This window comes from Hymenobacter miniatus (assembly GCF_016427455.1).
GTDB lineage: Bacteria > Bacteroidota > Bacteroidia > Cytophagales > Hymenobacteraceae > Hymenobacter > Hymenobacter armeniacus.
The window spans coordinates 1-2,435 of sequence record NZ_JAELXR010000029.1 but is presented as its reverse complement, the minus strand read 5'-3'; the positions used below and the strand labels follow the sequence as shown (position 1 = coordinate 2,435).

Below are 2,435 nucleotides of genomic sequence, written 5' to 3'. Positions count from 1 at the left end.
GGAAACGCAACCGTCCCCGGGCCGCTGGGGAAAGCGGCGCGGGGACGGGCAAGGAAAAGGTTGGCGGCGACCGACTCTCCCACCGGTGAAGGCAGTACCATAGGCGCACCGGGGCTTAACGGCTCTGTTCGGAATGGGAAGAGGTGAACACCCGGGCTAAAGCCACCATTGCTGGCGGGTTGGTTCGTGTTCAACGGTGAACCAACTCAATAACGTTGACATAAGGGGACAAAAACGAAGCGCCGGTTGCGCGTTTGACGAAAATACGCGAAGCCCTCGGCCACTTAGTACGGCTCAGCTATTGCATTTCTGCTGGTTCACCTGCCGCCTATCCACGTCGTCATCTCCGACGGGCCTTCATATTGGGAAATCTCATCTCCAGGGGAGTTTCGCACTTAGATGCTTTCAGCGCTTATCTCGTCCCAGCGTAGCTACCCGGCGCTGCACCTGGCGGTACAACCGGCGCACCAGCGGCTGGTCCATCCCGGTCCTCTCGTACTAAGGACAGGTCCTGTCAAATTTCCAACGCCCACCACAGATAGGGACCGAACTGTCTCACGACGTTCTGAACCCAGCTCGCGTGCCACTTTAATCGGCGAACAGCCGAACCCTTGGGACCTTCTCCAGCCCCAGGACGTGACGAGCCGACATCGAGGTGCCAAACCTCCCCGTCGATATGAGCTCTTGGGGGAGATCAGCCTGTTATCCCCGGCGTACCTTTTATCCTTTGAGCGATGGCCCTTCCATGCGGAACCACCGGATCACTATATCCGTCTTTCGACCCTGCTCGGCTGGTCGGCCTCACAGTCAAGCCCGCTTCTGCTATTGCGCTCTGCGTCCGGTTACCAAGCGGACTGAGCGGACCTTTGAAAGCCTCCGATACTCTTTTGGAGGCGACCACCCCAGTCAAACTACCCAGCAGCCACTGTCTCCCGGTCGTCCGGGATTAGGCAGCAGGCACAGTAAGGGCGGTATTTCAACGTCGGCTCCCCGAGAACTAGCGTCCCCGGCTCAGCGCCTCCCGCCTATGCTACACATACTGAACCCACCACCAATGGCAACCTATAGTAAAGGTGCACGGGGTCTTTCCGTCCCGTGGCGGGTACTCGGCATCTTCACCGAGACTACAATTTCACCGAGCTCACGGCTGAGACAGCGCCCAGATCGTTACACCATTCGTGCAGGTCGGAACTTACCCGACAAGGAATTTCGCTACCTTAGGACCGTTATAGTTACGGCCGCCGTTTACCGGGGCTTCGATTCAACGCTTCGCCTTGCGGCTAACGTCCCCTCTTAACCTTCCGGCACCGGGCAGGTGTCAGGCCTTATACGTCCGCTTGCGCGTTAGCAAAGCCATGTGTTTTTGTTAAACAGTCGCCTGGGCCTTTTCACTGCGGCTTCTCTGCTTGCGCAGAGGAAGCGACCCTTCTCCCGAAGTTACAGGTCCATTTTGCCGAGTTCCTTGGCCGTGATTCACTCGAGCGCCTCAGGATGCTCTCCTTGACTACCTGTGTCGGTTTGCGGTACGGGCGATAAATGCGTTAAAACGCTTAGCAGGTTTTCTTGGCAGTCGGATTAGGCACACTATCCGCGTGACCCGAAGGTCGTGCGGTACTATCAGCGTTCGGCTAGGTCCGCGTACTTAACTACGGTCCCACTACCTACGGCCTTCAACGGGCACTTCCGTCCGCCCGCGGTGCTTTCACTTCTGCGTCACTGCATCACTTGCATTCATCGGTGCAGGAATATTAACCTGCTGTCCATCGAGTTCACCCTTCGGCTGCCCCTTAGGTCCCGACTAACCCAGCTCCGATTAGCGTTGAGCTGGAAACCTTAGTCTATCGGCGTGCGGGTTTCTCACCCGCATTATCGTTACTCATGCCTACATATGCTTTTCTCCACGCTCCACCGCGCCTGACGACGCGGCTTCACCGCAAGGAGAATGCTCCCCTACCACGTGATGGTCTTGCACATCACATCCAACGCTTCGGTACTAGATTTGATGCCCGCGTATTATCGATGCCCGGTCGCTCGACCAGTGAGCTGTTACGCACTCTTTAAAGGAATGGCTGCTTCCAAGCCAACCTCCTGGCTGTCAAAGCAACTGGACCTCCTTTGTTCAACTTAATCTAGATTTGGGGACCTTAGCGGTTGGTCTGGGTTCTTTCCCTCTCGGCCGGGGACCTTAGCACCCCAGGCCTCACTGCCGGCTATAGCCAGTGGCATTCGGAGTTCATCAGGATTCGGTAGGCTCTGACACCCCCTAGTCCTATTGGTAGCTCTACCTCCACTGACCTCGACGCCGACGCTGTACCTCAATACATTTCGGGGAGTACGAGCTATTTCTCAGTTTGATTGGCCTTTCACCCCTACCCTCAAGTCATCCAAATCCTTTTCAACGGAAACTGGTTCGGTCCTCCAGTGCCTGTTACGGC

The 2,435-nt window shown here is 56.7% G+C and carries 2 rRNA genes; both read right to left on the bottom strand.

The window, feature by feature from the left end:
- Positions 1 to 58: 58 nt before the first annotated feature.
- Positions 59 to 170, bottom strand: a 5S ribosomal RNA gene (gene rrf, locus JAO73_RS22830).
- Positions 171 to 264: 94 nt separating this feature from the next.
- A 23S ribosomal RNA gene (locus tag JAO73_RS22825) occupies positions 265 to 2,435 on the bottom strand; the annotation flags it as partial.